Below are 25,855 nucleotides of genomic sequence, written 5' to 3'. Positions count from 1 at the left end.
TATTGATTCTTCAAAATAGAATCTTCTATAAAATATGTCGTTTATCCCTAAATAGCGCCTGACCGGCACCTTCGATATAGACCTTCTTCTCAGTCATGTACATATTCTGTCTCATTATACCAAAAAAAAATCTTCTTGTCAGCATTTGCTGTAATATTTTCGTCAGTCATCATATAGACACATCTCATTTCAAAACCATCCGCCATAAGCAGTCCCGAGAGTTTGACACTTGTCTAAACATCCCGTTCCGCGCAACCCCTTATAAATAGCCTGTTCCAGGCTAAAATACTTGGAAGCAAGAAAAACCGGCTTTTTAATAGCTTCGGAAACCGTTCTCATGTTATCACTCATTCCTTGAAAAAGATGAAGGCAGAAGATCAGGATATCGCTTTAAATCCTGCACAATATAAGTTGATCGATTCCAAAAAGTTCGTTGATCTGAGTACACTGGATGAATCTGATGAAACTGTATTTAACTCCATTTATTATAAAGAGGTACCAGTGACCACTGGGGAACTTGACGAGACATTGATCGTTACTTATTCTCCAAAATACAAGGCGTACCAGCGAAAAATCCGTAATCGGCAGATTGAACGGGCTGAGAAGATGATCACCCGTTCTGAGAAGAAACGAAAAGGAAAAAGTCCTAATGATCCGGCTCGTTTTATTCGTAAAACTTCCGTTACGTCAGATGGTGAGATTGCCGATGACTGTATTTATAGTCTTGATCAGGATAAGGTTGCCGATGAGGCCAGATATGATGGTTTTTATGCCGTTATAACAAACATGAACTGTGATGTTGACGAGATTATCCGGATCAATCAGCAGCGTTGGGAGATTGAAGAAAGCTTTCGGATTATGAAAACCGAATTCGAGGAACGTCCTGTTTACGTCAGACGTGAGGACAGGATTAAAGCACACTTTCTGACCTGCTATCTCAGTCTTCTTATTTACCGGTTATTAGAAAAAAAGCTGGATGATAAATACACTTGCAACGCTCTTCTCACTACCCTGAGAGCCATGCAGGTAACGTTATTGCCTGGAAATCTTGGATATACTCCATCTTACAAAAGAACGGATTTAACGGACGATCTGCACGATCATTTCGATTTCCGTACAGATCTGGAATTTATTTCGAAATCCAGAATGCGAACCATTATAAAAAACACAAAAAATCTTCAGAAATCTGCCAGATAATAATATAGCACATATCGGCGCGAATCAAAAAAGCCGCTCAAGCCCCATAAATGAAAGGTTTGGAGCGACTTTTTTTATTTACAAGTGTCAAACTCGGGATTATACCAAAAAAGAATCTTCTTGTCAGCATTTGCTGTAATATTTTCGTCAGTCATCATATAGACACATCTCATTTCAAAACCATCCGCCATAAGCAGTCACATATTTCTTCTGCATATCTACCTGTAAAATAACGATTGTCCACGACAACTATTTTTTATACAGGAGGTTTCATCATGAAAAACGAAACAATGTACTTTAACGATCTTCTTTCCATCTGGCTGGAAAAGCAGAAACCGGCGCGAGCCCTGTCTACCTATGTGAAATACCGGCATCTGGCAGACCGTTATATCTCCCCTTATTTTAGATCCATCCAGCTTTCAAAGATCGATCTGCCTATGCTTCAGACATTCCGCAATTCCCTTTTATCCCCGGATTCCCTGCATCCGCTTGGAAACGGAACTATCCGCTGTATTCTTCTGCTCGTCAACTCCATTCTGCGTCTTTCCTATGAAACCGGGCAGACAAACGGCATTCTCTATCTCCCGCCCCGTCTTCCAAAAAAGCGCCCTGAAGTACCTGTTTTTACCCTTCAGGAACAGAAACAGCTCGAACACTATCTAACTGCCCATACAGGAGTCTCCGAAGCCGTCATTTATCTGGGACTCTATACAGGGCTGCGGGTTGGAGAACTCTGCGCCCTGCGTTGGGAAAATATTCATTTTTCCGATCGCTATCTCCATGTCCGACACACGGTACAGCGCCTGACGCGCCTTGACACAACCCATAAATCAGAACTCATTTTATCCGGTCCCAAAAGCATCTCCTCCAACCGTTTGGTTCCCCTGCCCGCTTTCCTTCTGCCGATCCTACAGCCATATTCTCTTCCGGAACACCCGGATTATTTTCTGCTGTCACAATCTGCCAGCTCCCCGATGGATCCGCGAACCTTCCAGAATCACTACCAGCGCATTCTATCACAAGCCGGACTGCGCTATCTGAATTTTCATGCAATCCGGCACACGTTTGCCACCCGCTGTATCACAAATGGCATGGATCCCAAAACGCTCAGCGAAATTCTGGGACACTCCGATTTGAAAGTCACGCTTGAATACTATTTTCATTCCTCTCTGGAATTCAAGAAAGAACAGATCGACCGCCTTACTGCACTTTCTCCGGCCGTCCATACTTCTCTTCCAGATATGCCACATAATATGACGGATTAAAATCTTCCCCCGTCATATCGCGCAGGATCTGACGGCTGTCCTTCAATTTGCCATACTGGTGAATATTTTTCCGCAGATATTCACGGATTTCTCCCAGGTTTCCTGCCTCCAGTAGTTTTTCTACCGGCAATTCCTTCTTCATCTGGTGATAAATCTGCGCGCCAAAGGCATTTCCTAATGCATAGGACGGAAAATAGCCGATCGATCCCTGTGACCAGTGAATATCCTGCAGTACGCCCTCCCGATCCGTGGACGGGCGTACTCCCAGGTATTCTTCATACTTATCATTCCAGATCTGCGGCAGCTTCTCCACCTCCAGATCCTCCTCAATCAGCATTTTCTCAATTTCATAGCGCACCAGCACATGCAGCGGATAAGAAAGCTCATCCGCTTCCGTCCGGATCAGCCCCGGAACGGTTCTATTAACCGCCGCCAGAAAATCCTCCAGACTCGTCTCCGTCAGCGGGCTTCCAAACATCTGCGCCACTTTTCCATAAATCGGTTTCCAGAATGCATGGCTGCGTCCCACGATATTTTCAAAGAAACGGGACTGGCATTCATGCATTCCCATCGAAGTTCCCTGCCCCACCAGCGTCTGTGTCAAGTCATCCCGGATGCCAAATTCATAGATAGCATGTCCCGTCTCATGCAGCACGGAAAAAATCGAAGAATCAATCCGTTTCTGATAATGCGTCGTGATCCGTACATCATGATTGTGCAGATTCGTCGTAAACGGATGGGCGCTGAGTGCCAGTACTCCCCGGTCAAAATCAAAGCCCTCATATTCTGCTAGGAAACGCGCCGCCTCTGCCTGCGCCGCCTCCGGATAATCTGCGGATAAAAAGGCGTCCGGAACCATCTTCGAGCGCTCTGCCGATTCTTTCAAAAGCGGCACGATTTTCCCTTTCATCAGCTCAAAAAATGGATCTAACATCTCCATATTAAAACCTTTTTCGTAGGTATCCAGCATCACATCGTAAAGCTTCTGTCCCGGCTTTGCCCGGTACGCCGCAAATTTCTTCTGATAGGAAATAATCTCCTTCAAAACAGGGGCAAATGAAGCAAAATCATTTTTCTCTCGCGCACGCGTCCAGATTCCCGTCGCACACGCCGTAAGTTCTGCATACGCACGGTATTCCTCCGGCGGAATGCAGGAAAGCCGCTCCTGCTCCTCGGCTGCTTCCCGGAGAATTGCCGACTGCACCTCATCAAATACGCCCGCATTCTCTTTTTCTGCCTTCAGGCAGACATCCAACAGCTCCTTAAAACGCATTGACGCCAGAATCTCCTGATACTGCTCCGAAAGTGAACCTATCACCCGCGCGGTATGCTCTGCTGCACCCTTCGGTGCCAGCGTCTCATCATCCCACTCAAACAAAACCATCGACGTCTGAAGCGCCATCGCCCGCTCCAAAAGAGACTGCAGCTCCTCAAACTGTTTTTTTACATTCTGATTCTTCTGTTCTGTCTGTGCCATTTTCCTGCCTCCTGTCTTTTTTCGTAATTCTATCATCCAAATTCTGTGTATTTTTTAGGTTCCGCTGCACATATGCCTGCATTCTTTTGTAATATGAGCCATTTCCATCTTCATCATACCAGATTTTCTTTCTTCTGTTTCTTATATCTTTCTTATGATTTTTTACAGTTCACACATTGTGCAAACTGTAACAGGATTTTCTCATGATGCCTTATGTGACTTTCCAATCTTGCATAATCATGCAAAACGCGGTATACTAAAACCAGTATAAATCATATGCATAAAGCTGGTTCCCGGCACACGGATATACGCCACGAATCAACTTCCATGCACACACCAGGACAGGAGGGATTGCAGATGATCGAAGCAACGAGCTGCGGCGGTGTGGTTATATTTCGGGGAAAATTACTCGTTCTTTACAAAAACTACCGGAACAAATACGAAGGCTGGGTTCTTCCCAAAGGAACCGTAGAACCGGGCGAAGACTTCAAGCAGACCGCCCTCCGGGAGGTTCATGAGGAGACTGGCGTCGCCGCCTCCATCATCAAGTACATTGGCAAAAGCCAGTACACCTTCAACACCCCTCAGGATACCATCGAAAAGACCGTGCACTGGTATCTGATGATGGCGGACAGCTACTACAGCAAGCCGCAGCGCGAAGAATACTTCGTCGATTCCGGCTACTACAAATTTTACGAAGCCTACCACCTTCTGAAATTTTCCAACGAAAAACAGATCCTGGAAAAAGCCTACAATGAGTATCTGGATCTGAAAAAGGCAAATTTGTGGGGGAATCGGAAATACTTTTAATCACAAGAACAAAGAGGCTGTTGCAAAATCATTATCAAAAATAGATGATTGAGCGGCAGCTTCCATTTCTCTGCAAGCTAATCTGGGTTAAAATTCGCGGTTTTCCTGTTAAAAAAGGCTTTTCAGTAATTTCCTATGAAACAAAAAAACACCCCGTCCGCTGCACAAAGCCAACGAACAGGGTATTAAAAAGGGGAGGATAAGTATTCAAAAATTTCTCTTTTGTGATACTAACAGTATGACCCGTTTCTGTTATTCTATACATCAATCTCCAAATTTTTATACGCCTTTTATCTGCTTCCGAGTATCCGGTTTTCATATTATTTATCATACATACCTTTTTCCCTTGCTTTCTTCCTCTCTTTCCGTTACAATAGATACGTTTTGAGTTGTACTTTTTAATTTATTTTTACCTCTATAAAAAATACAACTCCAGCAAATCATTTTATGTACATTTTTATATTGATTTGAAACTTTTTATATCATAAACCTTGTACTTACCTCACAAAAAGGAGATTTACCTTATGAACAAGAAAAACATCTTAGTCGGACAGTCCGGCGGACCGACCGCGGTTATCAACGGGAGCCTTTACGGCGTTATCTGCGAAGGTGCGCGCCACAGCGATGCGGTTGGCTGCGTCTACGGTATGATCAATGGAATCGAGGGCTTTCTCGCGGATTCTTATATGAACCTTTCAGAAACACTCTCCGATGACGATCTGGAACTTCTTCGCCTGACTCCGGCGGCGTATCTGGGTTCCTGCCGTTTTAAACTCCCTGAGAACCTCTCCGACAGCTTCTACCGCGTCCTCTTTGAAAAACTGGAGCGGCTGGACATCGGCTATTTCTTTTACATCGGCGGCAACGACTCGATGGACACCGTCAGCAAGCTTTCCCGCTATGCGGCGCAGATCAAAAGCCCGATCCGCTTTATCGGCATTCCCAAGACGATCGACAACGATCTCGTCCTGACCGATCACACGCCGGGATACGGCAGCGCTGCCCGCTATGTCGCTGCATCCGTCCGTGAAATTGCGCTGGACGCCTCTGTCTATCAGCAGAAATCGGTCACCATCGTTGAGATCATGGGACGCCATGCCGGATGGCTGACGGCTGCCTCTGCCTTAGCACGCAAGGAAGCCGGTGACAATCCGCTCTTAATCTATCTGCCGGAAGCTCCATTTGAGCTGGCACAATTTAATGACGACTTAAAGAAAGCGTTTGAAAAGACAGCGAATGTCATCGTCTGCGTCTCCGAGGGCATCCGCGACCACGGCGGTCGTTTTATCTGCGAATATTCAACCGAAGCCCAGGTCGACACCTTCGGTCACAAAATGTTAGCCGGATGCGGAAAAATTCTGGAAAATTATGTCCGCAACCAGTTCGGCGTCAAGGTGCGCTCGGTCGAGCTCAACGTCAACCAGCGCTGCTCCGGTCTCACCGTTTCCGCTACTGATCTGAATGAGGCCGAGATGGCAGGTCGTTTCGGCGTCCAGGCAGCCCTGGACGGTCACACTGGGCAGATGGTGGCATTTGAGCGTGAGACTGATACAGCTGCTTCTGAACCTGTTCATGCAGCTGCTGCCGTTTCAAACGCTGCAGACTTAGGCGCAGCATCCGCTTCATGCGTAAAACATCGTAACACTGTATATAAAATTCATCCAGTTCTCAAGGATGTCAATCTGATCTGCAATCAGGAAAAGAAAGTACCTGCTGAGTGGATCACGAAAAACGGTACCGATGTCAGCGATGATTTCCTGGCTTACTCGCAGCCGCTGATCCAAGGGGACGTTTCCCATATTATGGAAAACGGACTTCCAAAATATTTGTACCGCAAATAGTCCGTCACACAGTATAACTGCTTCATCCTTGAAATCCATACAAGCAACAGAAAAAGAGACGCTTCTTTCATTTTACGAATGCGTCTCTTTTCTACTTAATTATACATAATACCTGAATTTTTTCTAATTTACCCCAATCACACACTCTTATCATTTGGGGAGGAATCCTGACCGTGCCCTTTCAGCGCAGCCATCTTCTAAATCTAATCTTCCTCACAATCCCGAATTTCAACCCCATCATAAAAGAACATCAGAATCTCTTCATAATTCTTGCCTTCGCGCGCCATCTCCTGTGCGCCGTTCTGGCTCATGCCGACTCCGTGACCGTAGCCGCCGCCCCAGATGGTAAATGTGCGGATGTCTTTTTCCTCATCCCTGGCAGTTTCATCCACCGAGAAAAAGGCACTCGGAAGCGTACTCCATCCTGTCAGTTCGGTTCCGTCATTTTTCTTATAAACGAGTGATTCCGAGCCGAGGACACTCCGGATCTGACTCTGACCTTTCAGTGTCTTGGTTCCCTCGCTTCCGACGATCTGCACCGTCTGGGCGATACCACCCTTACCGCGGGAAGTCACAAAAATACCCTGAATCTCGCCGATGGTATCTACCTTCTGCTGCAGCTTCTTATTCGTGATCGTTGTTTTCCAGCGGTACATCGGGAACGAGGAATCATAATTCTGCTCACCCTGTCCCTGGATAAACTTGAGAAATGTGTCGTTGTCCGTCAAATCCGGAATCTTCTTCTTTTCCGTCAAACCGATCCCTTTCAGATACGGAACCTCGTCTTTGCTGGCGCCCCAGATCGTTCCATCGGTCGAATATCCGCAGGAAGTTGAAAAATAATACGTTTCCGCCGGAGTATCGTTGTAATATACAATCTTCCCGTCCGTCTCCTTGACTGCCAGATTCGTCCGCTCGCTGCTCTCTGTATTATTGTACACCTGATAGTTCGTGCTGTCATCAACGTGTGCGCCGTAACGGCTGTAGGCATTCGCCTTGATCTGCCGGTAGGCATACGTCCGTGCGCAAACTGCCTGCGCCTTGAGCGCCTCCAGCTCATAATTGGATGGCATCTCGCTCGGCACTACGCGTGTCAGGTAATCTTCGACGTCCAGCTCATTGATCAGAAGCAGCCCATCCGACTCCTCGCTCAACTCGAAGCTGCCGAAATACGACGGCGTTCCCTGCGCCCGCTTGGTGCTCAGGATGCGGATCTCCTTCTGCGGATCTTCCAGCGTGATCGTCATGCGCCCTTCTTTCAGGCGGTCATCGCCAGGACTCACGGACAATTTCGTTCCCGGGCTCAAAGTCTCCTCTGATTCGCCCCAGGTCACATGCATCGTGCTGTCCGACTGGAGTACCACTTTCGTGTGAAACAAGGAGGAATAATCATCATTCATGATCAGCACGCGGATGTTCGTCGCTGAAAAATCATGATTTAAGAGTGCTGCGCAAACCTTTTTGCCAGCCACGACAAATTTTCCCAGATCATAGCCGACCAGCACATCCCGCTTTTTCTGCTCCTTGACGACTCCATATGTTTTATATACTTTAAAATCATCGTCCAGTTTCAGCGTTCCGTACCCGTCAATCTCGATCGTATCATCCTTGACCGAGAGTACCTTTCCTTCGATCATGTCTTCCTTGAGCGACAGCTTGCGGATCTTGCCCTTATCCAGCTCGACATCCGCCAGCACGCCATCGGTACGATCCTTGAGCTTTTCTTCCTCTGGAAATGTCCGGACGATCGTGCCAATATACACATTCATCCCACCCGATTCTCCCGGAACGATCCAGACATTCTTATATGTAACTTTTTCAGACTGTACGCCGCACAGCGTGATGATCGAACCATCACGCTCATAGACCTCGATCTTCCGATCGATGCAGGCATCCAGCGACACGCCCTCAAAATTCATCGTTCCCTGATCCGTATATGCCGTCCATGCCGCTGCTTCCTTCACATTTTTCGGTGTTCCATAAAGCACCAGCTTCTGTTTTTTGACCGCGTTTTCCGAATCTGCCTTTTTTAAGAATGACTCATAAAACAGCCACCATTCTTCCTTCGGCATTGCCTTTTTATATTTATTTTTAGATACATTCAGGGCGCTCGAAAGCCCTTTGGAAACGCGATCCGCCGCATATGCCGCTTCGCCATAGGTCAGTGCGCCCATCGCGTAGCTTTTACTTATCTTCTCGTCTCCCGGCTCCAGATAGCCTTCCTCAATCATATAGTCAATATATTTGGCATACCATTCATCCTGATCCGGCGTTCCAAAATGGCTTCCGTGTTCTCCCTGCGACGCAACGATGTCGTCCCGGTCTGCAAATGATAACGCCATAGCTTTCGATGCCATGGCGCGTGAAATATCATTATCCGAGTGATCCAAAAATACAATTGCAAAGAGCAGGAGTGCCAGAAAAGCCGGAATCGCCACTGCCCAGTAAACCAGCTTTTTAGGTTTCAGAGACTGTACTGCCTTTCGCGATCTGCCTGTTTTCTTTTCCATATTTCTCCAGCCGCCTTTATTTTTTAACTGTCCTTTCTCATTCACAGTCACTTTTTATTTAACTCCATAAACGTTCCTGTTTTCTCATCAATGTGGTCTAACTTCCGGTATTCGTCTGTCTCCATCGGCAATTTCCGAAGCCGCAGCGACCGGTGCACCGCGCGGGAGATCAAGTCATAAATAACCGCAAATGCCGGTACTGCGATAATCATGCCGACGAAACCAAAGAGTCCGCCAAAGAAGAGAATCGAAAACAGTACCCAGAAACTCGAAAGTCCTGTCGAATTGCCCAGGATCTTCGGTCCCAGAATATTGCCGTCAAACTGCTGCAGAAGCAGAATCCAGATGAGGAAATACACACACTGGAGCGGACTGACTAAGAATACCAGGAACGCTGCAGGTATCGCACCGATGAACGGTCCAAAAAAAGGTATCACATTCGTCACACCGATAATGACGCTCAAAAGCATCGGGAACGGCATATTTAAGATCGTCACACCGATGAAACAGATAATACCGATAATGAGGGAATCCACCAGCTTGCCGATGATGAAGCCGCCGAACATCTGATTGATAAACCGGAGCTCCTCGATTACCAGATTCGCCTGTCTTAGATTCAGGCAACCATAAACAATCTTCTTTCCCTGTGCTGCCAGTGTATCTTTGATATTTAGCAGATACACCATGACGATCAGACCGATCAGCCAGTTTTTGATAAATTCCAGGACACCCAGCACGCTGCTGGAAAGGCCTGTCACGATCTGTCCAATCCGGTGCATATCAATGTTGGTAAACGATTTCTCCGCCCAGTTCTGAAAAACTGCCAGATTATTTTCAAAACTGCTCAGAACCATATTTTCGATCTCCGGATTATTTTTCAAAATACGCTGAATCCATTCATACACATTCTGCACATACAGCGGAAATGAATCCTGAATGCCGATCAAACTCTCGATCAGCTGCGGGATCATAAGCTGGAACATCCCTACCACAAGCACAATAACCAGCCCCAGACAGGCTGCCGTCGCAAGCATCCGGGCTGCACCACGAACGTATTTGGAATTCTTAGTGACAGAGCCAAGGGTCTTTTCCACGATCCCTGCTACCCAGTTATATGCCGGGGCGGTCAGATACGTCAGCACCGCACCGCAGAGAATCGGCGCGAGGATTTTCACAACCTTGCGGGTGCCCGCCGACACCACATCCCAGTGTTGGATGCTGAACCAGAGCAGTATGCAGACCGCAATCACCGAAACTGCCGTCATCCCCATATAAATGTATTCTTTGAAATCTCTTTTTTCCATACTTATGTTCTTATCCGTTCCTCTTTTCTGATTTTACAATGTGCTTCTGGAAAATGTTACATTTTCTTTACACACTTTCTTTTACAGAGAAAGCAGCGATTGCTCGCTGCTTTTATCCTTTGTAACCCCAAAATGCCGGCTCTTACCATATTGACGCCTAGCGCTGCTAGGTGGGCAACCTCACTTAGATTTCTGTCTTCCACTCGAGAGGAGGCCTGACATCCATCTAAAAATATCGGAATCCCGTTAGTCAAAATGTAGGTTCAAAAAAAGCAAGAGTTGTCGAGCATCCCAGGAATTACAAATATTCTCTTTTGATACGGCTATTATACCGCAAGTCGGATGTTTTTTCAAGTTCCATTTTCTGATAATGCGGTCAGGTTGTTACTGTTCAGGTTATCCATCTCTCTATCTCTTTTAAGAAGCTCTTTTTTGTCTTTTATACTTCTCCCCACTTCATCAGGAAATCTCCCAGCTCTTCCACCGTCTCAATCTGGTAGTCTGCCCCATTTTCCGTAAATTCTTCCCGAGAACCATATCCATACAGCACTGCCGCACATGGGAGCTGATTTTCATGCGCCCCGATAATATCGTGTTTCCGGTCGCCCACCATGATAACCTTCGATTCCTCCGGTGTTGTTCCCAGACGGTCCAGCGTGTAGGCAATCACATCGCCTTTGCGGACCCGGATCTCCTCCATATCCGCCCCGCCAACCAGGGTAAAGTAGGAAAGCAGATCAAAATGCTCCAGAATCTGAATAGCAAACGGTTCCGGCTTCGAGGTTGCCACCGCCAGCGTAAGATCGGCATCCTTTAAACGTGCCAGCATCTCCCGGATTCCCGGATAGACTTTGTTTTCAAACATTCCCTGTTTCGTAAAATATTCGTGGAAATGGTCAATCGCTTCGCGCGCCTGCGCTTCGCTGAATCCGTAATATTCTTTAAAACTGTCCGACAGCGGCGGTCCGATGAACGAACACAGTTTATCCAGATCCGGCTCATCGATCCCGTATGCCTGCAGCGCATGCTGGACAGACTTTGTGATGCCTTCCTTCGGATCTGTAAGGGTTCCGTCGAGGTCAAATAGTATGATATGGTTCATATGGTTCGTTCTCCTTATTGTAGTCCGCGGTGCATTACTCCGCAGCACACCAGCTTGAAAAAACTACGTTTTCATTGCTTACGACCATTCTAATACATTTTACGCAAAAAAGAAAGACAACTTTTCTCCAGCCATCTTTCTTTTCTGCGTTTCAGTTACTGTTCACGCATACGTGCCCAGCAACGGAATTTGTCGTGGCTTCGCATTTAAATACGGCAAATTTCTGCTGCCACCACGTTTTCTTACGGCACTTTCGGTTCCAAAAGTGCCTACCCGTGAACAGTAACATGTTTCACTCTTTATTTGTAAAATTCATGTCCACCATGCTGCATGACATAGGTCAGCTTGCCATCGAACCAGCGTACATTGGAGGAAGCAGAGATTCCGCGGTTCATGAAGTACAGGGCGCCGCCCGAGTAATCCTCGCCTTCCAGTGCACGGTTGACGCAGTCAATTGTCTGCTGCGTTACCTTACAGCTGTTGATCGTTCCATCCAGTACCGGTGAGAACTGGGATGGTTCGTACACAACGGCTTTAACGCTGTTCGGGAATTTCTTGTTTTTCACCCGGTTGATGATTACATTTGCAACCAGTATCTTTCCCCTGTCGTCACACACACCCGCCTCCGCCTGCACAATTTTCTGCAGAACACTGTAATCTTCATCGCTGTAAGAGATGACTGCGCGTTCCCGGCGCTCCCGTTCTTCTGCTTCCTGCGCCGCCTGCTGGGTCTGCATTCGTACTTCTCGTTCGATTACCTCTACTTCCAGAGCTTCCTTCGCAAGTTCATCCTGAATCCCCTGCTCCATCCTCTGTCCGAGTAGATGCTGACTTTCCTCGTTGGAGGCGAGAATCGTAAATTCTGATAAGCTCTCTGTCTCTGTCGTTTCTTCTGACTGCAGCATTTCTGTCAGTTCCACATCATCCGGATATTCCCGGTGTGCCGAGGCTGCATTTTTGCCAACGCCGCCAAAACTGACCGAATTAAATGCTATCACCGTCACAACCGCTGCCCCCGTCATCAATACGGCTGCGGTCCGGTACATCCTTTTTGTCACACGGACAAATAATGCCTTTATAAACTGATAAGCAGTCTGAAGAAATGTGTCAATGCTTGGCATACACTCTCCTCTTTCTATCAGTGCAGTCCTCCCAAAACCGGTCTGACTGCCATTTAACATCTGCGGCATCTTCTTTGGCTGTCTGATTTTTTCTGACAGCTAAGGACAGATCGTTACTGTTCACACACGTGTGCCCAGCAACGGGATTTTGCCGATGCTACGCATTCCAAATCGGCAAAATCTGCTGCCAGAACTGTATCGTACGGAATTTTCAGTTCAGAAAATTCCTACCTGTGAACAGTTACGACAGATCCTCTCTGCCTGTGCCGCTTCCTTCAAGTGACGGGAGACATTATATGTGGTTTCCGGCTTCAAAGTCAACGTCTTTTTTACATTTTTGTGACAAATCACGTTCTCATTTAACTTTTCCTTAATATTTATGTGAGCATTTTATAAACTTTTTTGCTTTTTCTTCCCAATTTTTATAAACTTTGGCTGGTATAAAATTTTCATTTTTTTACAATTCTGTTAAATTCTGCCCGTCAAAAAAACAGGCGAATCAAGTCGCCTGTTTTTTATGTCAACTGTAATAGAACAATCATGGTATCTGTAAAGGTGTCAGACAGACTCCTTACCACTCTAAATCAGCGCTACAAACTGTGCATCCACATATTTTGCAAGTTCCTCCGGATTCAGAATGACCTGAACACCTCTCTGACCCGCGCTGATGCTGATTTTGTCGAAAATCTGCGCTGTTTCTTCTATATAAGTAGGGAACTTCTTTTTCATGCCGATCGGGGAACAACCACCTCGCATATAGCCGGTCAGCGGAAGAAGTTCCTTCATATGGATCATCTCCACTTTCTTGTCCTTGGAAGCCTTTGCCACCTTTTTCAGGTCCAGCTCCTCATCGACCGGGATACAGCAGACCAGATAGCCGTTCTTATCGCCCTTTAAAACGAGCGTTTTGAACATCGTGTCATGGTCCATCCCCATCATATCCGCCGCATGGCTGCCGGATAAGTCGTCCTCATCTACTTCATACTCGCCTGCTTCATAATCGATTCCAGCCGCGTCTAAAAGACGCATTACGTTTGTTTTTGTCATAAGCTAAATCCTTTCTGGAGACAAATTTAGTGCACTCCTCTTATTTCTGGTTGATATAGTTTACCAGTCCACCGGCTGTGATGATCTTCTGCATGAACTCCGGGAACGCCTGCCCCTGGAAGCTCTGGCCGGTGGTTTTATCGGTAATCACACCGCTGTCAAAATCAACCTCTACCTCATCACCAGCCGCGATTGCTTTTGCAGCCTCCGGGCACTCGATGATCGGCAGACCGATATTAATAGAGTTGCGGTAGAAAATACGTGCAAACGTCTCAGCAATAACACAGCTTACACCTGCACACTTGATTGCCAGTGGCGCATGCTCGCGGGAAGAACCGCAGCCAAAGTTCTTATTTGCTACGATGATATCACCCTTCTGTACTTTATTTACAAACTCTTTATCAATATCTTCCATACAATGTTTTGCCAGCTCGTTGCCATCCGGAGAGTTTAAGTATCTTGCCGGGATGATAACGTCTGTATCTACATTGTCTCCATATTTAAATACATGTCCATTTGCTTTCATTTCTATATCCTCCTGCGATTTATCCTGTTATTTTATTCCAATTCACGAGACGGCACCTGCGATTGCAGGAACCCCTTCCCCGAACCGTAATATCCGTTTGTAACTGTTCAGCACCTTCACAGTCACTCGCAGATCTACTGAACAGTTACATCCGTTTTACTTATTCCTAAACTTTTATGCCTATTACAGTCCCAGTTCCGCCGGTCCGCTCACTTTTCCGGTAATGGCGCTGGCTGCTGCCACTGCCGGGCTTGCCAGATAAATCTCAGAATCCACGTGTCCCATACGTCCAACGAAGTTACGGTTGGTCGTGGATACACATCTCTCGCCTTCTGCCAGGATACCCATATAACCGCCCAGGCACGGACCGCAGGTCGGAGTGCTGACAACGGCACCAGCCTCGATGAAGGTCTCTAAAAGTCCCTCTTTCATGGACTGTAAATAGATCGCCTGTGTCGCCGGAATCACGATGCAGCGCAGACCTTTTTTCACTTTTCTGCCCTTTAAGATCTCAGCTGCGATACGCATATCCTCGATACGTCCGTTCGTACAGGAGCCAATGACAACCTGATCGATCGCAATGTCACCCACCTCATCGATCGTTCTCGTATTCTCCGGAAGGTGTGGGAAGGATACGGTCGGCTTTAACTCAGATAAGTCTATGGTGTACTCTTCGTCATACTCTGCATCCGGATCTGCCTCATATACCTTGAAATCACGTTTAGAATGCTCTTTTAAGTACTCGATGGTCTTCTCATCAACCGGAAAGATACCGTTCTTGCCGCCTGCCTCGATCGCCATGTTGCAGATCGTGAAACGGTCATCCATGGAAAGGTTCTTGATGCCCTCGCCGACAAACTCCATGGAACGGTACAGCGCGCCATCTACGCCGATCATACCGATAATGTGAAGAATGACATCTTTACCACTGACCCATTTTGCCGGTTTGCCGATCAGGTTGAACTTGATCGCGGACGGTACCTTGAACCAAGCCTTACCGGTTACCATGCCAGCTGCCATATCGGTACTGCCGACACCTGTAGAGAATGCGCCAAGTGCGCCGTATGTACAGGTATGGGAATCCGCACCGATGACTGCATCACCTGCTACAACCAGACCTTTTTCCGGAAGGAGTGCATGCTCGATTCCCATCTCTCCTACGTCAAAATAGTTGGTGATATCATGACGACAGGCAAATTCACGACAGCATTTGCAGTTTTCCGCCGACTTGATATCCTTATTCGGGATAAAATGATCCATAACCAGCGCAATTTTGTCATGATTGAATACCGTCTGGTTGTCCATCTTCTTCATCTCATTGACCGCTACCGGCGTTGTGATATCATTTCCAAGAACCAGATCCAGATCTGCTTCGATCAACTGTCCTGCTTTTACCTCTGCAAGACCCGCGTGCGCTGCCAGGATCTTCTGTGTCATTGTCATTCCCATGATTTATTTCCTCCTGCATATACATACTTGGCAACGGCTCCGATGCCCTTACTGTTGTAGGAAAAAACTCTGTTCCAACGGTGCCGCTGACATCTTTTGCTTTTTTATATTTGTATTATAACACCGGTTCTGTTATAATACAAATATATATTGTTGATAGATACTATGAGTCGAAGTTATAGTGTCACTGTTCACGGGTAGGCACTTTTGGAACCGAAAGGGCCGTAAGAAAACGTGCCCAGTAACGTTATAGTGTCACCGATTTTTCCGATTGGAATACGAAGCATCCGCAAAATCCTGTCACATTTTGCACAACGTGTGAACTGTAGCTTTATAGATATAAAGGAGTATTATGGAACAACATTTAACCCAGTACCGTATTTTCTACGCCGTTGCACGCGCCGGCAATATTTCCCGCGCCGCCAAGGAACTTTTTATCAGCCAGCCCGCGATCAGCAAATCAATCAGCAAGCTGGAAGAAAGCCTCGGCATAGCACTTTTTATCCGCAATTCCCGCGGCGTCTCCCTGACCGCAGAGGGACAGGTCTTATTTCAGCATGTAGAAGCCGCCTTTGAAGCACTGGATCGCGGTGAAAATGAGCTGAAACAGATCCAGAACCTCCACATCGGACAGCTCAAGATCGGCGTCAGCAACACTCTGTGCAAATATATTCTTCTTCCTTATTTAAAAGAATTTATTGCACAGTACCCGCATGTCCGCATTTTGATTGAAAGTCAGGACACCGCACGCACAATCTCGATGCTGGAACAGCAGAAGCTCGACATCGGTCTGATCGCCGAGCCCAAAAACCGCCGCTACCTTTCGTTTCTTCCCGTCATGCGAATCGAGGACACCTTTGTCTGTACCCGGTCTTATCTGGAAAATCTGCGGATCCGCGAAGGTGCCGATGTCGATCCGTTCGAATCCGGGACAATCCTGCTGCTCGACCGCAGCAATATGACGCGCACCCACATTGACGCGTACTTTGCAGAGCACGGAATTGAACCGAAGCAGATTTTAGAGGCGACGACGATGGATCTTCTGATTGAATTTGCCAAAACGGGACTTGGAATCGGATGTGTGATCCGCGAGTTTGTGCAGGAAGAATTAAAGGATGGTTCGCTGATCGAACTCCCGCTGGAAGCGCCAATCCGAAACCGGACGATTGGATTTGCTTATCATCCGTCGGCGATGACGCGGACGATGAATGATTTTGTGCAATTTTGTTCGGAATGATGAAATAATTAGCAACACGGAGGGAAAAGATCCGGCGCATGGTGGTCGAACTTCTATACGCCGGACTTTTTCTGTTTAGTTCCTATTTTTCAATTTTATTTTAAAATATTCTTCGCACATTTCCACACACATGGGAATATTTTCCCATCTACCAGCCAGACATACACTTTCGAACAAATTCCTATTAAAATACAGCTCAGAACCAGATTCACCCCGATCGCCAGCTTCTCTCCCGCCTCAGAATAAATGCTGTAAAACCAACAGGAAAAGCTGGCAATCACAAGCCAGTGTGTCAGGAAGATTCCCATGCTATACTCGCCGATCCACAGAATAATTTTTTTGAGGATCTCCGGGAGCCAGGTCTCCAGACCGCCGAGCCAGAAGAGACGGAAGCCTAAAATCATCAGGAATGCAGCAACATGACCATAGAATTCCATGGTTCCGAGTCCGCCTGGAAATCCATGCGCTCCCAATGTGGTTCCGATCCAGAAAGATTTTCGAACGAACCAGATGCTGAAAATCCAGAGGGCAGCACCAAAAATGCCATATTTTTCTTCTCCATCTTTAAGCAGATTCTCTTTTCGCTCTCTTTCTTTCATGGACTTCTCAACTGCCCGCATCAGCAGACAGATCCCATTTCCCAGAAGCAGGCAGATATAAAAGCTGTTCATTCCGATCAGCACTGCCGCGACGCCTGCCAGAATCAGAATTTTCTGGCGGGTTCCTACTTCCCGGAGGGCGGATGAAAGTACAAGAGTCAGAATACTTCCCATGAAAGTGTAGGTCAGCATCCAGGACGGACCATAGTACGTTGAATCAGCCTTGAAGATTGTATCAAACCAGGCATAGCGGAGCGCCTTCAGACCGCCTGGCAGATAGCTGTAAAAGTTGCTCAGCCACTCATTTTCCAGACGCGGCGCAACCCGCACTGTGTAGAAGAGACCGCTCCGGTAAAATAGATATGCCAGCAGAAATGTGACCGTCAACGGGCAGGTCAGTTTCAGATAGCGGCGCAGGATCTCTAAACTCCACGAAGTAAATCGCCCGGAATATACCTTATCGGCTATCAGCATTCCGCTGATCATCAAAAAAAGACTAACCCCGAAGGTTCCATAGCGGAGCAGGGGAAGCGGTCCTATTTCCATCAGCGCATTTACCTTATTGCTGCCCCAGCTCCCGAATGTACCGAACCAGTGACTTCCAAAGACCGCCAGACAGGCGTATGCCTTGATTATATTTACGTCATCATAGCGTTTCATCCGCGTTTCCTTTCCCATTCATATAAAAAGAATGTGCCTTGGCACATTCTCGCGCCGAGCGCGGTCGCCGGCGACATGTTTCTTCTTCGCGCGAGTGTGCATCCACGCGGAGTGATTTTTATTTCATAGGATGCATTTTCCTATGAAACCACAAAAAGCAGGACCGCTGCAAACCTGCAGCAGCCCTGTATAAGATTTCCTATATTCGAAAAACGATTAGTTGTTGATCAGCTTATCGTTCTCGTTGTTCCAGCTGTAAAGCTTACGGATCTCTGCGCCGACTTTCTCAGACGGATGCTCGGAAGCAAGCTTTCTCATAGCCTGGAAGTGTACCTGACGACCTGCCGGGGACATATCCAGTAAGAACTCTTTTGCAAAGGTACCGTCCTGGATATCGGACAGAATTTTCTTCATAGCTTTCTTTGTCTCAGCAGTAACGATCTTCGGTCCGGTTACATAATCGCCGTACTCAGCTGTGTTGGAGATGGAGTATCTCATACCAGCGAAACCAGACTGATAAATCAGGTCTACGATCAGCTTCATCTCGTGGATACACTCGAAGTAAGCATTTCTCGGGTCATAACCAGCCTCACACAGAGTCTCGAAACCAGCCTGCATCAGAGCACAAACACCGCCGCAAAGAACTGCCTGCTCACCGAAGAGGTCTGTCTCAGTCTCGGTACGGAATGTAGTCTCCAGAAGACCTGCTCTAGCGCCGCCAATGCCAAGACCATAAGCCAGTGCACGGTCAAGTGCTTTACCTGTGTAATCCTGCTCTACTGCTACCAGACACGGTGTACCCTTACCAGCCTGATACTCACTTCTTACAGTGTGACCCGGTGCTTTCGGAGCGATCATGGTTACATCGACATTCTTCGGCGGTTTGATGCATCCGAAGTGGATGTTAAAGCCATGAGCGAACATAAGCATATTGCCCTCTTCCAGGTTTGGCTCGATGTCTTTCTTGTACATATCTGCCTGAAGCTCATCGTTGATCAGGACCATGATGATATCAGCCTGTTTTGCAGCCTCTGCTGCGGTGTATACTTTAAATCCCTGTGCCTCTGCTTTTGCCCAAGACTTGCTGCCCTCGTAAAGACCGATGATAACATCGCATCCGGACTCTTTTAAGTTCAAGGCATGTGCATGACCCTGGCTGCCGTAACCGATAATAGCAATCTTCTGTCCTTCTAATAAGGATAAATTACAATCTTCCTGATAGTAAATCTTTGCTGCCATTTTTCATTTCCTCCTTGGATCTAACAAAAATAAAATAAATTTATTATAAAGCATAGACCGGCGCCTCTCTGTGCGTCTTTGGACCAAACTTTGTAAACCTCTTGAATGCCTTGTATCCAGTCTATCAATTGATGTACTACGGCAGATAGCGGATATCATCCGCGCCTCTGGAAAGACCTGTAAGACCCGTTCTGGCTAATTCCAGAATCTCATAATCTTCCAGAAGATTAATCAGCGCGTCCTGTTTGGACTGGTCGCCTGTCAGCATAACAGTGACAGAATCTTTTCCCACATCGACAATCGACGCACGGAAAATCTCGGAAATCGCATTGATCGCCATCCGCTGGTTCGCATTTGCCCTCACCTTGACGAGCATCAGCTCACGATATACGGAATGACCTTCCCGCAGTTCCTTGATGTCGTGTACATCTTCCAGTTTTCCAAGCTGCTTCTGAATCTGCTCCAGAACCTGATGATCGCCCAGCGATACAACCGTCATACGGGAGTATCTCGGATCCGCGGTCACGCCAACTGTAAGACTTTCGATATTATATCCGCGGCGGCTGAAAAGTCCAGCCACACGGCTTAAAACGCCGGCAGTATTATCTACCAGCAGTGATAACACAATTCTGCTCATGCAATCTTCCCACCTTGATCTTCTGTCTTGTTCGTATAGCCTTAATGATAGCAACCAATTCTCAGTTTGTCAACTAATTAAAAGGAATGCTTAGTATTCCTCAGAGATATATCATTACTGTTCACGCATACGTGCTCAGTAACGGAATTTGCCGCATTTAAATACGGCAAATTCCTGCTGCCACCACGTTTTCTTACGGCACTTTCGGTTCCAAAAGTGCCTGCCTGTGTACATTAACGATATATCAACACATCATTTCTGGTGTTCCTGCCACTTTTTCTCCCAGTCCGGACCGTATTTAAAATACATCTTCATCTCGGTTCCGACACTGATGAGGCGTGCATCATCCGGGATCTCCTCGCGCGTATACCAGCCTGCCTCAGAAAGCTCGTCCTCCTGCAGCCGGATCTTATCGTCCCCATCCAGTTCTGCAAAAAATCCGATCATCTCCGTATCAGTAAACGCCCACGGCTGACTCTTGAAATAGCGGATATTTTTAACTTTCAGCCCGACTTCCTCCATCACTTCGCGGCGGACGGTCTCTTCAAATGTCTCCCCGATCTCGACAAATCCAGCGATCAGCGCATATCCACGGTAAGTACTGTGGTTGACGCGGTAGCGCGACATAAGAAGTTTGTCCCCGTTCGTGATCGCCACGATGACTGCCGGGGAGATCTTTGGATATTCCGTCTGGCCGCAGACCGGGCAGACGAGCGCCCGCTCGATCTTGCTGTCCTCCGTCTTTGCCCCGCAGCGTCCGCAGAACTGACGGCTCTGTCTCCAGCGCCACAGCTGCACCGCCGTGATCGCTGCAAATGCCTGGTGCATCGGCTCCATCGCACGGATGTCGGTCGGCGTTTTCCATGCATAGTAAAGCTGTTCCAACTCTTTTTCTGCCCCTTCCAGTGCACCAGAATCCGTCTTCCCAGCTTCCATATTATTTTTGTCCGAAACAGGCATCTGACCAGCCCCTTCTTTTAGCTTTGCCAGAATCTCTTCTGCTTCTTTCTCCGGCACACTGACCAGAAAATATGGCTTCTCATCAACCGAAAAGAGATAGACCGCCCGATCCATCAGTTCCGGAACTGCCGCCTCAATCTCCTCCCGGCGCGGGATAGTAAGCACATGTTCCTCCGCGGTCTCACGCAGAAGAATCCGGCCTCTCTGGATGCAGAAGACATAGTCCTGTGCTCCAGGTTTCTGAATGTGGTATGTATTGTCGTAGCGATGTGGTGCGATGTCCTGTATCATAACTTTATCTCTCTATCCTTTTATTCTCCAAAACTTGTGCAACCGTTATTTCCATACTGTGTAACGGCTGTCCTCGCAGACGTTCTTTGTAATCTTTCTGCAAGTCTCTTCATTTTACTCTTTTTATTAAAAAAATACAATCCCTCGGCTCGCCCCAGACTTACAACCGTCCCACAAAATCCTCATATCCAAACGCCCGCACCACTTCCGCTGTCCCATCTTCATGCCGGTATACGATCGATGGAAGCGGCATTCCATTAAAGGTATTATTTTTGACCATCGTATAGAGCGCCATATCGCCAAACACCAGCCGCCCGCCCTCTTTTAGCGGTGCATCAAACGAATAATCCCCGATGCAGTCCCCCGAAAGACAGGTTGGTCCGCCCAGGCGGAACGTATACGGCTTTTCGCCCGCTTCTCCCGCTCCGATAAGCGGCGGACGGTACGGCATTTCCAACACATCCGGCATATGGCAGGCTGCCGAGGTATCCAGAATCGCAATCTGCATGCCGTTTTCCATCGTCTCCAGCACGGAAGTTACAAGAAATCCCGCGTTTAAGACAACTGCCTCGCCCGGTTCCAGGTATACTTCCACACCATATTTTTCGCGCAGCCCGCGCACCAGGCGGATCAGGCGTTCCCGGTCATAATCTTCTCTCGTAATGTGGTGTCCGCCGCCCAGGTTCAGCCATTTTACCTTTGAAAACCAGGCTCCAAAGTTCTCCTCCGCTGCCCGCAGCGTCGTCTCCAGGTCATCTGAATTCTGCTCGCAGAGCGTATGCATATGAAATCCATTCAGATACGGAAGGATAGTTTCTTCAAAGTTCCCCGCCTCCGAAAGCATCGGAAGAGTCGTCCCCATGCGGGATCCCGGCGCACACGGATCATAGATCGCGTGACCCTCCTGCGTGGAACACTCCGGGTTCAGCCGGAGTCCCGCCTGTTTTCCGGCTTTTTTTACTTTTTCACCATATTTCAGCACCTGCCCCGGCGTATTAAAAACGATGTGGTCGGCATAATTTAAAATCTCATCAAACTCATCCGGGCGGTAGGCGGCAGAAAACACATGGGTCTCCCCGCCAAACTCCGTTTTTCCAAGCCGCGCCTCATAAAGCCCGCTCGCCGCGGTTCCCGACAGATACTGACGAATCAGCGGGTAGACCGAATACATGGAAAATGCTTTCTGTGCCAGCAGAATCCGGCATCCAGCCCGCTCTGCCGTATCTTTCAAAATTTCCAGATTTTTCTTTAAAAGCGTCTCATCCACCACATAAAATGGCGTGCGGATCGCCGCCGTGTCCCGGAGAACCCCAGCCGCCTCCCGTTCCTGCATCTGTTTTCCTTCCTTTCCTTCTCGCTTCCATCTTCCCTGTCCATTCTCTTCCTGCGCCTAAAAAACGCAAAATAAAACCAGTTTCTTACATGGAGGTATTTTTATCTTAATCCACCAGTGCCGGATCCCAGGATTCCTTCCACGGAAGTCCCCATTTATTTAACGCATCCATAAATGGATCCGGATCAAATTCTTCAATATTATAAACGCCCGGTTTCTGCCAGGTTCCATTCATCACCAGCATCGCACCGATCATCGCCGGTACACCGGTTGTGTAGGAGATCGCCTGGGAACCAACCTCTTTGTAGCACTCCTGATGATCACAGATATTATATAAGTAATACTTCTTCTCTTTTCCATCCTTCTTACCCTGGAAAATGCATCCGATATTCGTTTTTCCAACAGTACGAGGACCAAGGGATGCCGGATCCGGAAGCACTGCCTTTAAGAACTGCAGCGGTACGATCTCTTTTCCTTCGTACATAATCGGCTCGATCGAAGTCATGCCGACGTTCTCCAGACACTTTAAATGGGTCAGGTAACTCTGACCGAAGGTCATGAAGAAGCGGATCCGCTTGATTCCCGGCATATTGAGCGCCAACGATTCGATCTCCTCATGGTGAAGCAGGTACATATCCTTCATGCCGACGCCGTCAAAATCATACTCTCTCTTGATCTCCATCGGTTTCGTCTCTACCCAGTGTCCATCTTCCCAGTAAGAACCGTTTGCCGACACCTCCCGGATATTGATCTCCGGGTTAAAATTGGTTGCAAACGGATAGCCGTGGTCGCCGCCGTTACAGTCCAGAATGTCGATGTAGTTGATCTCGTCAAACTCATGTTTCAGCGCATACGCCGAAAATACGCCGGTTACACCCGGATCAAAGCCGCTTCCCAGCAGTGCGGTAATGCCCGCCTCTTTAAATTTCTCACGATATGCCCACTGCCATTTGTACTCAAATTTTGCCGTATCCTCCGGCTCATAGTTCGCAGTATCGATATAATGGGTCTTCGTTGCCAGGCAGGCATCCATGATCGTCAGATCCTGGTACGGAAGCGCCAGGTTCAGCACCACATCCGGGTTAAATTTCTCAATCAGGGCAATCAGCTCGTCCACGTTGTTTGCATCCACCTGTGCAGTCTGGATCTTCGTCTTGGTGGTTCCCTCTAATTTTTCTTTCAGCGCATCGCATTTGGACTTCGTCCGGCTTGCAATGCAGATCTCCTCAAATGCCTCGCTGTTCTGGCAGCACTTGTGAATTGCTACGGAAGCTACGCCTCCACATCCGATAATTAACGCTTTTCCCATCTTTTTTTCCTCCTGTATTCTGAAATGTACTCTGTTTTTGTTCCATTTTATAATCCAAATTTCACATTTGCTTTTGTTCAAACACTTTTCAGTTCATGTCTCAAACACACACTTTTATTTGATGATACCAGGGTCAAAAGGTCAGAAGTTCGACGCAAGCTTGCTTGCAGGAGAATTTTTGACCTTGGGACCCGCCAAAAACATTTCTTACTTAATCTTTGGATTTCCCAACAGCGCCAGCAGCATCTCCCTTACAATCTTGCACGCCACCGCCGTCGATGCACCGGACGCATCCAGCGCCGGGGATAATTCATTCACATCACATCCAACAATCCAAGCTGCACTGCAGATCTGCGTGACTGCCCGTCGAAGTTCCTCAAAACTGATTCCGCCCGGTTCCGGCGTTCCTGTTCCCGGAAACACACTCGGATCCAGCACATCCAAATCCAGGGTAAAATACACCGGTTTTCCTTCCAGTTTCCGAAGAGTTTCCTGAAGGACTTCCATATCCACGATAAATGGATGCGTCGTCACGTGTTCTTTTCCCCAGCGCCATTCCTCCCGGTCGCCAGAGCGGATACCAAACTGCGTGATCCTGCCATCTCCCAGAACCTCCCAGCAGCGGCGCAGCACACAGGCGTGCGAAAGTTTCGCGCCCAGATAATCGTCCCGCAGATCGGCATGTGCATCAAAATGGATGATATGCAGATCCGGATATTTCTCTGCCAGTGCCTGCACCGGTGCCAGCGTCACCAGGTGCTCGCCGCCCAGCATAAATGGGATCTTGCCATCCCCGGCTATCTCCGCCGCCCGCTCCCGCAGATCCTTTAACGCTAACGATGCATCGCCAAAGCAGAGCTCCTGATCGCCCGCGTCAAACACGGCGTAATCGGTCAGATCACGATCCTGGTACGGCGAATACGATTCCAGCCCATAGGATTCCGAGCGGATCGCCCGTGAGCCGAACCGGGTGCCCGGGCGGTACGAAGTGGTCGAGTCAAACGGCGCGCCGTAGAGCACGATCCCCGCCTTCTCATAGCTGGCGTCACACGCCAGAAACGTCTCAATATTTGCCTTCAACATCTTCTAACATCTCCTCCACATATGCCGGCAGGTAAAATGCCCCTTTATGCAGGGTCGTCGTATAATACCGGCAATCCAGTCCCCGCAGGTTCCATCTTGTCTCATCCAAATCCTTTAACGGATGGTATTTCTTCGACGCAAATCCAAACAGCCAGTGCCCGGACGGGTAGGTCGGGATATGCGCCTGATAGACGCGGCTGATGGGAAATGACTCCACGATCCTCTTATGAGCCCGCTTGCACGCCTCCGCGTCTTCGGCATAAAACGGGCTTTCATGCTGATTGACCATGATGCCGTCCTCTTTTAATGCCTTATAGCAGTTCCCGTAAAATTCCCGGGTAAAAAGCCCCTCGCCCGGTCCAAACGGGTCGGTCGAATCCACGATGATCAGATCGTATTCATTTTCCTTAAAGCGGACATATTTCAGCCCATCCTCATAGTGGATCGAGAGTCTCGGATCATCGAGACGGCACGCTGTCTTTGGCAGATATTTCCGGCAGACCTCCAGCACCAGCGGGTCGATCTCCACCATGTCGATGTGCTCGATCTCCGGATAGCGGGTCAGCTCCCGGATCACGCCTCCATCCCCGGCTCCAATTACCAGTACCTTTTTGACCAACGGATGCACTGCCATCGGCACATGCGTGATCATTTCATGATAGATAAATTCATCCTTTTCCGTCAGCATCATATATCCATCCAAAGTCAGAAACCGCCCAAATTCCGGCGAGTCAAAGACATCGATCCGCTGAAACTCGCTCTTTCCGCTGTAAAGCTGGCGATCCACCCGGATGGAAAGTTTTACATTTGGCGTATGATTCTCTGAAAACCAGAAATTCATAATTTTCCCCTTTCTAT

20 protein-coding genes, 1 other RNA gene and 1 pseudogene are annotated in these 25,855 nt (G+C 47.9%); 5 read left to right on the top strand and 17 right to left on the bottom strand.

From position 1 onward, the window contains the following. Window positions 1–288: 288 nt before the first annotated feature. Window positions 289–1,197 (top strand): annotated as a pseudogene (locus PG862_RS06085) (IS1634 family transposase); the annotation flags it as partial. Window positions 1,198–1,472: 275 nt separating this feature from the next. Continuing rightward, the gene (locus PG862_RS06080; protein ID WP_270706843.1) at window positions 1,473–2,462 is read left to right on the top strand and encodes a tyrosine-type recombinase/integrase; all 990 of its coding nucleotides are present in this window, start codon (window positions 1,473–1,475) and stop codon (window positions 2,460–2,462) included. Here the strand turns inward: PG862_RS06080 and PG862_RS06075 are convergent. After that, entirely contained in the window at window positions 2,398–3,939 is a 1,542-nt protein-coding gene (locus PG862_RS06075) for a carboxypeptidase M32 (protein ID WP_270706842.1), read from the bottom strand. The two genes, PG862_RS06080 and PG862_RS06075, sit on opposite strands and share 65 nt — an antisense overlap. Before the next feature lie 357 nt (window positions 3,940–4,296). On the opposite strand from PG862_RS06075, the gene PG862_RS06070 reads away from it, so the two are divergent. Continuing rightward, the gene (locus PG862_RS06070; protein ID WP_022358438.1) at window positions 4,297–4,749 is read left to right on the top strand and encodes an NUDIX hydrolase; all 453 of its coding nucleotides are present in this window, start codon (window positions 4,297–4,299) and stop codon (window positions 4,747–4,749) included. 524 nt (window positions 4,750–5,273) lie between these two features. After that, window positions 5,274–6,590, top strand: a complete 1,317-nt coding sequence (locus PG862_RS06065) for a 6-phosphofructokinase (RefSeq protein ID WP_117796454.1) — start codon at window positions 5,274–5,276, stop codon at window positions 6,588–6,590. Between the two features lie 203 nt (window positions 6,591–6,793). On the opposite strand, the gene PG862_RS06060 is transcribed toward PG862_RS06065, so the two are convergent. The 8 genes from PG862_RS06060 to leuC form a co-directional block, all read right to left on the bottom strand. Beyond that, window positions 6,794–9,100 carry a SpoIID/LytB domain-containing protein gene (locus PG862_RS06060; RefSeq protein ID WP_270706841.1) on the bottom strand — a complete coding sequence of 769 codons (2,307 nt, stop codon included), beginning with the start codon at window positions 9,098–9,100 and terminating at the stop codon, window positions 6,794–6,796. A gap of 47 nt (window positions 9,101–9,147) precedes the next feature. Next, window positions 9,148–10,404, bottom strand: a complete 1,257-nt coding sequence (locus PG862_RS06055) for an AI-2E family transporter (protein ID WP_107000114.1) — start codon at window positions 10,402–10,404, stop codon at window positions 9,148–9,150. Window positions 10,405–10,524: 120 nt separating this feature from the next. Next, window positions 10,525–10,705, bottom strand: a non-coding RNA gene (gene ssrS, locus PG862_RS06050) — 6S RNA. A 138-nt stretch (window positions 10,706–10,843) separates the two neighbouring features. After that, on the bottom strand, window positions 10,844–11,506 hold the full coding sequence (locus tag PG862_RS06045) for an HAD family hydrolase (protein WP_270706839.1): 663 nt from the start codon (window positions 11,504–11,506) through the stop codon (window positions 10,844–10,846). Between the two features lie 299 nt (window positions 11,507–11,805). Then, window positions 11,806–12,627 carry a cell wall hydrolase gene (locus tag PG862_RS06040; protein WP_118293250.1) on the bottom strand — a complete coding sequence of 274 codons (822 nt, stop codon included), beginning with the start codon at window positions 12,625–12,627 and terminating at the stop codon, window positions 11,806–11,808. A gap of 579 nt (window positions 12,628–13,206) precedes the next feature. Next, the gene (gene ybaK, locus PG862_RS06035; protein ID WP_117796452.1) at window positions 13,207–13,674 is read right to left on the bottom strand and encodes a Cys-tRNA(Pro) deacylase; all 468 of its coding nucleotides are present in this window, start codon (window positions 13,672–13,674) and stop codon (window positions 13,207–13,209) included. A 40-nt stretch (window positions 13,675–13,714) separates the two neighbouring features. Then, entirely contained in the window at window positions 13,715–14,200 is a 486-nt protein-coding gene (gene leuD, locus PG862_RS06030; protein WP_022359393.1) for a 3-isopropylmalate dehydratase small subunit, read from the bottom strand. Window positions 14,201–14,383: 183 nt separating this feature from the next. Next, window positions 14,384–15,649, bottom strand: coding sequence for a 3-isopropylmalate dehydratase large subunit (gene leuC, locus PG862_RS06025; protein ID WP_022359392.1), 1,266 nt, complete (start codon window positions 15,647–15,649; stop codon window positions 14,384–14,386). 352 nt (window positions 15,650–16,001) lie between these two features. On the opposite strand from leuC, the gene PG862_RS06020 reads away from it, so the two are divergent. Further along, on the top strand, window positions 16,002–16,886 hold the full coding sequence (locus PG862_RS06020; RefSeq protein ID WP_118749436.1) for a LysR family transcriptional regulator: 885 nt from the start codon (window positions 16,002–16,004) through the stop codon (window positions 16,884–16,886). A 95-nt stretch (window positions 16,887–16,981) separates the two neighbouring features. Here the strand turns inward: PG862_RS06020 and PG862_RS06015 are convergent, their stop codons facing one another. The 8 genes from PG862_RS06015 to speE form a co-directional block, all read right to left on the bottom strand. Continuing rightward, window positions 16,982–18,145 (bottom strand): acyltransferase family protein, encoded by a 1,164-nt coding sequence (locus PG862_RS06015; RefSeq protein ID WP_270706836.1) that lies wholly within the window; start codon window positions 18,143–18,145, stop codon window positions 16,982–16,984. Window positions 18,146–18,361: 216 nt separating this feature from the next. Then, window positions 18,362–19,384, bottom strand: coding sequence for a ketol-acid reductoisomerase (ilvC, locus tag PG862_RS06010; RefSeq protein WP_107000119.1), 1,023 nt, complete (start codon window positions 19,382–19,384; stop codon window positions 18,362–18,364). A 136-nt stretch (window positions 19,385–19,520) separates the two neighbouring features. Beyond that, a complete protein-coding gene (gene ilvN / locus PG862_RS06005; RefSeq protein WP_022360536.1) occupies window positions 19,521–20,021 on the bottom strand; it encodes an acetolactate synthase small subunit in 501 nt (166 codons plus the stop codon). 252 nt (window positions 20,022–20,273) lie between these two features. Then, complete coding sequence (nudC, locus tag PG862_RS06000; RefSeq protein ID WP_118293251.1) at window positions 20,274–21,272, bottom strand: NAD(+) diphosphatase; 999 nt, start codon at window positions 21,270–21,272, stop codon at window positions 20,274–20,276. A 160-nt stretch (window positions 21,273–21,432) separates the two neighbouring features. Next, on the bottom strand, window positions 21,433–22,605 hold the full coding sequence (nspC, locus tag PG862_RS05995; protein WP_270234253.1) for a carboxynorspermidine decarboxylase: 1,173 nt from the start codon (window positions 22,603–22,605) through the stop codon (window positions 21,433–21,435). A gap of 106 nt (window positions 22,606–22,711) precedes the next feature. Next, on the bottom strand, window positions 22,712–23,914 hold the full coding sequence (locus tag PG862_RS05990; RefSeq protein WP_022360539.1) for a saccharopine dehydrogenase family protein: 1,203 nt from the start codon (window positions 23,912–23,914) through the stop codon (window positions 22,712–22,714). Between the two features lie 207 nt (window positions 23,915–24,121). Beyond that, window positions 24,122–24,997: an agmatinase gene (speB, locus tag PG862_RS05985; RefSeq protein WP_118472028.1), complete on the bottom strand. Its 876-nt coding sequence runs from the start codon at window positions 24,995–24,997 to the stop codon at window positions 24,122–24,124. After that, window positions 24,978–25,838, bottom strand: coding sequence for a polyamine aminopropyltransferase (gene speE, locus PG862_RS05980; protein ID WP_118637042.1), 861 nt, complete (start codon window positions 25,836–25,838; stop codon window positions 24,978–24,980). Before speE ends, speB begins: the two co-directional genes overlap by 20 nt. Between the last annotated feature and the right edge of the window lie 17 nt (window positions 25,839–25,855).

The sequence above is a fragment of the Clostridium fessum genome, assembly GCF_027698965.1.
In the GTDB taxonomy this organism is placed as follows: Bacteria; Bacillota; Clostridia; order Lachnospirales; family Lachnospiraceae; genus Otoolea; species Otoolea fessa.
Note: the sequence above shows the minus strand (reverse complement) of the source record. Positions and strands in the feature narration are given on the sequence as shown.